Origin of the sequence: Ferruginibacter sp. (genome assembly GCF_031430955.1) — a bacterium.
Taxonomy (GTDB): domain Bacteria; phylum Bacteroidota; class Bacteroidia; order Chitinophagales; family Chitinophagaceae; genus Ferruginibacter.
In genome coordinates, this window is record NZ_JANPCM010000524.1 from 1 (window position 1) to 5,555 (window position 5,555).

2 protein-coding genes are annotated in these 5,555 nt (G+C 38.5%); both read right to left on the reverse strand.

Going from position 1 to position 5,555, the window contains the following annotated elements; genetic code table 11:
• Positions 1-3,975 (reverse strand): beta strand repeat-containing protein (locus ACY65O_RS14740; RefSeq protein WP_462221621.1); only part of this gene is annotated, 3,975 nt, incomplete at its 3' end.
• Positions 3,976-4,515: 540 nt separating this feature from the next.
• A complete protein-coding gene (locus ACY65O_RS14745; RefSeq protein WP_462221622.1) occupies positions 4,516-5,262 on the reverse strand; it encodes a Crp/Fnr family transcriptional regulator in 747 nt (248 codons plus the stop codon).
• Positions 5,263-5,555 lie beyond the last annotated feature (293 nt).

Consider the following 5,555-nt stretch of genomic DNA (forward strand, 5'->3'; position numbering starts at 1 on the left):
ATTGTTAAAGTTAATACCATCGGTACTGTATTCTACTTCAAAATGGTCTGCATTAATTTCATTTTCTGTTTTCCATACTGCAATAATATCATTACCGTTTCTCTGCCCTGAAAAACTTACAAGAGAAACAGGAAGTGCTGCCGGGCTGCCCACTGGTATTGTATAAGCAGCTGTGTTACTTAAATTTCCGGTATTGTCGTAAGCAGAATAATTAAAGGTAACATTGCCGCTGAAACCCGGGGCAGGATCTAATCTTAAAGCTACAGCCTGTGCAGGCGTTAATACTATGCCACCTGGATTAGCAGTAAGTACTGCTGCCGTTAAATCTGCAAAGCCTCCTGTGCAGGTAGCTCCTGTTGGAGTTGGAGGGCATGTAATGCTTATTACCCCCTGCGATGTTAGTGGAACGCTATTTATTGTATAACTGGTAATGGTACCATCAGCATCGCTGCTGGCTAAAGATGGTATAGCTGTTGGTCCGTTGGTATTAAACATTTTTGGAGCAACCACATCATTTGAAACTGGTGGTAAACCCGATACTGGAATAGTGTAAGTTGTACTGTTACTTATTAAACCACTGTTATCTGTAGCATGATAATTAAACACCACATTTCCTGAATATCCTGGCGCAGGGTCAAAACGCATTCCCGCCATTTGTGTTGGTGTAAGAGGTATGCCTCCAGTTAAATAATTTGAAAGTATTGCAGCAGTTAAATCCTGGAAACCTCCGGTACAGGTTGCACCTGTAAGCGTTGGCGGACAAGGTACACTTATTACACCCTGAGAAACTGGTGGTAAAGACTCTACACTATAACCAGCAATAGTACCATCAACATCATTTGCAACAAGGCCCGGAATTGCAGTTGGGCCATTTGTTTGTGGCATGGTGGGTGCAACTATAGCATTAGCAACCGGTGGTAAACTGGTTACAGGAATTGTGTAAACTGCTCCTGCACTTGTAGCACCACTATTGTCTGTTGTTGTGTAAGCAAATTCCATATTACCTGCAAAGTTGGGTGCAGGATCAAAAAATAATCTTGCCGCTTCAGCGGGAGTTAATACAGTTCCTACTAATAAATTAGCAAAGCCACCGGTACAGGTTGTTCCTGCTGGTGTTGATGGACAGGATACACTCAATACTCCTTCGGAAGCTGCAGGAACAGCAGTTATTTTATAACTTGCAATTGTACCATCAGCATCTGTACCATTTAAAGTTGGTATTGCAGTCGCTGCATTAGTGTTTGCAATTGATGGTGCTAAAATATTTTTTGCAACTGGTGGTATATTACCAGTGCCAGATACCGGCAAAGTATAGGTAGAAATATTACTTATTAGTCCGCTGTTATCTACTGCACCATATTTAAATGCTGCCAAACCGGTAAAACCTGCAGCAGGGTCAAAGCGTAAAGCTGCAGCCTGTGCTGGTGTTAAAGAAATACCATTAGGGTTTAATGCAAGTACTGCCGCAGTTAAGTCGGCAAATCCTGCAAGGCATGTTGCACCTGTTGGTGTGGGAGGGCAGGGAATGCTGATTACACCTTGTGATGCATCAGGTACACTTAATAAAGTATAACTGGCAATTGTACCATCCGCATCTGTACCAACTAAAGAGCTAACTGCTGTTGGGCCTAATGTGTTAGCCAAAACTACGTTAGTCACATCGCTGCTTACAGGTGGCTGAGGTGCCATTGTAATATTGTAACTGGCTGCTGCACTTATATTGCCATTATTATCTGTTGTTGTATAATTAAATGGTGCAGTACCGCTAAAGCCGGTGGTTGGATCAAACCTTATACCTGCAGCCTGAGCAGGAGTTAATACTATACCTCCGGGGTTAGCCGCTAAAACTGCAGGGGTTAAATCAACAAAACCTCCTGTACATGTTCCTCCTGCTGGTGTTGGTGGACAAGGCACACTTATTACACCTTGTGTACCTGTTGGTACAGTTGTTATAGTGTATGCGTTTACAGTACCATCTGCATCACTGCCCGATAATGTAGGGATTACTGTTGCCCCTGCATTAAAAGGAACAAAAGTATTTATATTAGCTGCTGTTGGTGGTGTGTTCATAACCGGCAGGTTATAAGTTGCCGTATTGCTAATTAAACCTGTATTATCAGTAGCCGTATAATTAAAATTAGCAGTGCCGGTAAAGCCGGGTGCAGGGTCAAAAAATAATCTTGCTGCCTCAGCCGGGGTTAAAACTGTTCCGATATTTAAATCTGCAAATCCGCCAGTACATGTTGTACCTGCAGGTGTAGAAGGGCAGGATATTCTTAACACACCCTGTGCAGGCGATGGAATACTGCTAATAGTATAAGTGGCAACTGTTCCATCCAGATCAGATGCCTGTAATGATGGGATAGCGGTATTGCCTAAACTATTATTTAGTGGTTGTGCAGTAATATTATTAGCTAATGGTGGCCTTGCATTGGTTGCAGTTGCTGTAACTGGTATTGTGTAATTAGCTGTATTGCTTGTATTACCACCATTATCTACAGCATTATAATTAAATGTTGCGTTACCAATAAAACCTGCCGCAGGATCAAAACGCATACCTGCAATTTGTGTGGCTGTTAAAGGCATGCCCGATGGATAGCCTGAAAGAATAGCTGCAGTTAAATCCTGGAAGCCGCCTGTACAGGTTGCACCTGTTAATGTTGGCGGGCATGGCACACTTATTACCCCTTGAATAGCTGGTGGTAATGATGTTATTTGATATGTTGATATAGTGCCGTCAATATCCGAAGAGTTTAAACCTTGTATTGCAGTAGGCCCGTTGGTATTGGGCATACTGTTTTCCATAATATTATTTGATACAGGAGGTAAAGCAATTACCGGCAGTGTATAGGCTGCCGTATTACTTATATTACCATCGTTATCTGTAGCATTAAAATTAAATGTGGCATTGCCGGTAAAATTTGCAGCAGGATCAAAACGCATAGCTGCTGCCTGTGCAGGAGTTAAAACAATACCACCCGGGTTTGCAGCTAATACAGCTGCAGTTAGATCTGCAAAGCCGCCAGTACAGGTTGCACCTGTTGGTGTGGCCGGGCAGGTAATACTTAATACACCCTGTGCAGCAGGAGGCACTGATGTTATTTTATAACTGGCAATTGTACCATCCAAATCTGCTGCTGTTAAACCGGGTATTGCTGTAGCAGTATTTCCCTGGGGCATTGGAGAGTTTAAATAATTATCTGCTGTTGGTGGAAATTCAGGAATTACTTTGGTAAAGTTTATATCACCAATTGCAACTGCCTGACCCGTAGGATTACCCGTTGCACCAGGCCCCTGATCCCATAGTAAAGTTATCTCTGTTACAGGATTACCAAACTGTACATATACCGTGGCGCCCTGAGTTGTTATGCTATTTGTTGCTGAATTAAAGTTAAAACCAGCTGCTGAATTACCATATGCAGAATTTCCGCTAATTAATACAGTATCAGCTCCTGTTGCAGTTGCCTGAAACTTTGTAACTATTGGATTAGGTACGGCAATTGTGCCGTTTTTACCCGTAAAGGTAAATCTGTCTACATAGGTTACAGTGGTTGATCTGTCCATATCTCCTACATAAAAAGATACGCCACTAACTGGTCTTGTAAAAGTTATTACAGTGGTAACAGTTGAGGTAAGTGTAGTCCAGTCCATCCATTCTACTAAAGGGTTACCGGCTGTGGTTCCTGGCAAAAACCAGTTTGAACCTCCGGTTGCTCCAACTATTGGACTGTTATTCTGAAAGGCATCGTTAGCAGCAGTAGTAGCTGCACTTACATTGCCTGCAGGGCTTGTGTTTGTAATAACTACGGTAGCACCAATGCCTGAACCGCCAATATTGGTTACAGTTTTTAAATAAGTTGGCCCCACCCAGGTAGTAGAACCCCAGTGTAAATTATAAGTTTGTGCTTTTACTAAATTGACAGAAAAAAAGGCTGCAAATAAAAGCAGCAGTAGTGTGTAAGTCTTGGATCTCATTTTTTTGGAGTTGATTTTTTAATAGAATAGTGTATAAAAGGTAGTTCGATTTTTTTTGAAAAGGGTTGCACGTAAAGGGATTAATTCCACTTTTTTTTGCAAGTTGAGGCATAACAATAAAGTATGCCATAAAGGAGATAAGGTTATGGAGGTTATCATAGCTATTTAATTAAAATGGTTTTTCGTTAAGTTTGAAACTTAAAAATTATTAGAGTTACGAGCTTTGAAAAAAATAAGTGATAAAATTATTAAGCAATTAAATTTCTCATGCCTGAGCGTTGTAAACCTGATAATCTGTGTAAAGTAAACTAAAATTTATTCGCTTTTTGTGATTCAAATCACAATTGTAAAATATTGTGTCCTTAATTTTTTGTATTTATCAATTTAGCATTATTTAATTTTATACATTCAACAAATCTGAATATTTTTTAAATGTAAGGGGTGAAATAGGCATTTCACCCCCATGGTTTCAAACCTTACATGAATTAATAACAGAAGTTAGGCTGTTCCTTAATTTTATTTTGTAATAAATGCCACAGTTTACAAACTTATTATTTCGATTTCGTTATGTTTCATTTTTATTTTTCCTTCAGCCACCATCTTTTTTAAAAGCCTCGATACAGTTTCCCTAGACGCACTAAGCCCTTTGGCAATTTCCTGATGACTGATGTGTAATTCTTTTTTCTTTGTTATCCTGGAAAGACTGAAAAGAAAAAATTCAAGGCGGACGTCTAATTTTTTAAAAGCCAAATAATCAATAATGTCTAAAAAAAAACTATAGTACATTACCGCAGTTGTTAAAATATATTTATAAAAACTGTCAAATTTTTTTGCAAGAAAATCTTTATCATTAAAAGGAAGATTAAGGATATATGTTTTTTCAATTGCATAAAATGTAACAAGGCTGCACTGCGTGGAAAGGGGGCTATTGTCTGATGCAGAAACTGCAAAACTTTGCCCTTCTTCCAGATAGGCAACAACAAATTCTGCCTCTTCTGTATTTTCCCTGTAAACTTTTATACAACCCTTTAAAATAAAATAGGCATTTTTAAAAGGCTGCCCCATTTTTAAAATGATCTCACCTTTTTTATATTCTTTTAATATCCCCCTTTTTGTTAATTCAATTTGCAGTTCTCTTTCAAACTGGGGAAATGCGTTAGTAAGCAGCAGATTTACCATAGTAGACTTAATAACCTTAAAGATACGGGTAAAACGATTTTTTGGATTTACCGCTTCTTTTCTATTGAGAATAGAAACTTTTTTATACCCAATATATTGTATTACCATTCTTTCTTTGTAAAACTTGCCTGTTGCAGATAGAAAAAACCTTTTAAAACTTAAACAGTAGTAATTTATTCAAGTAATTTTTTTATATAAAGTAGAATGTTATTAAAGGTTTTTTAGTATGCATATTTATATTTTTAGCATTTCTTGTACAACCTAATGCTAAATAATACTACAAATTGATTTAGGTTTGCAAAAAGTAAAAGATGAAAAAAATATTAAGTGCAGTTGTTATTACATTATGCTGTTTTGCTGCAACCGCTCAAACAGATTTAAAGAAAAAAATTGTGGACAGC

What these genes read in the sequence shown, in the direction of transcription:
- ACY65O_RS14745 (WP_462221622.1), bottom strand. Translation starts at nt 5,262, where the DNA reads ATGGTAATACAATATATTGGGTATAAAAAAGTTTCTATTCTCAATAGA.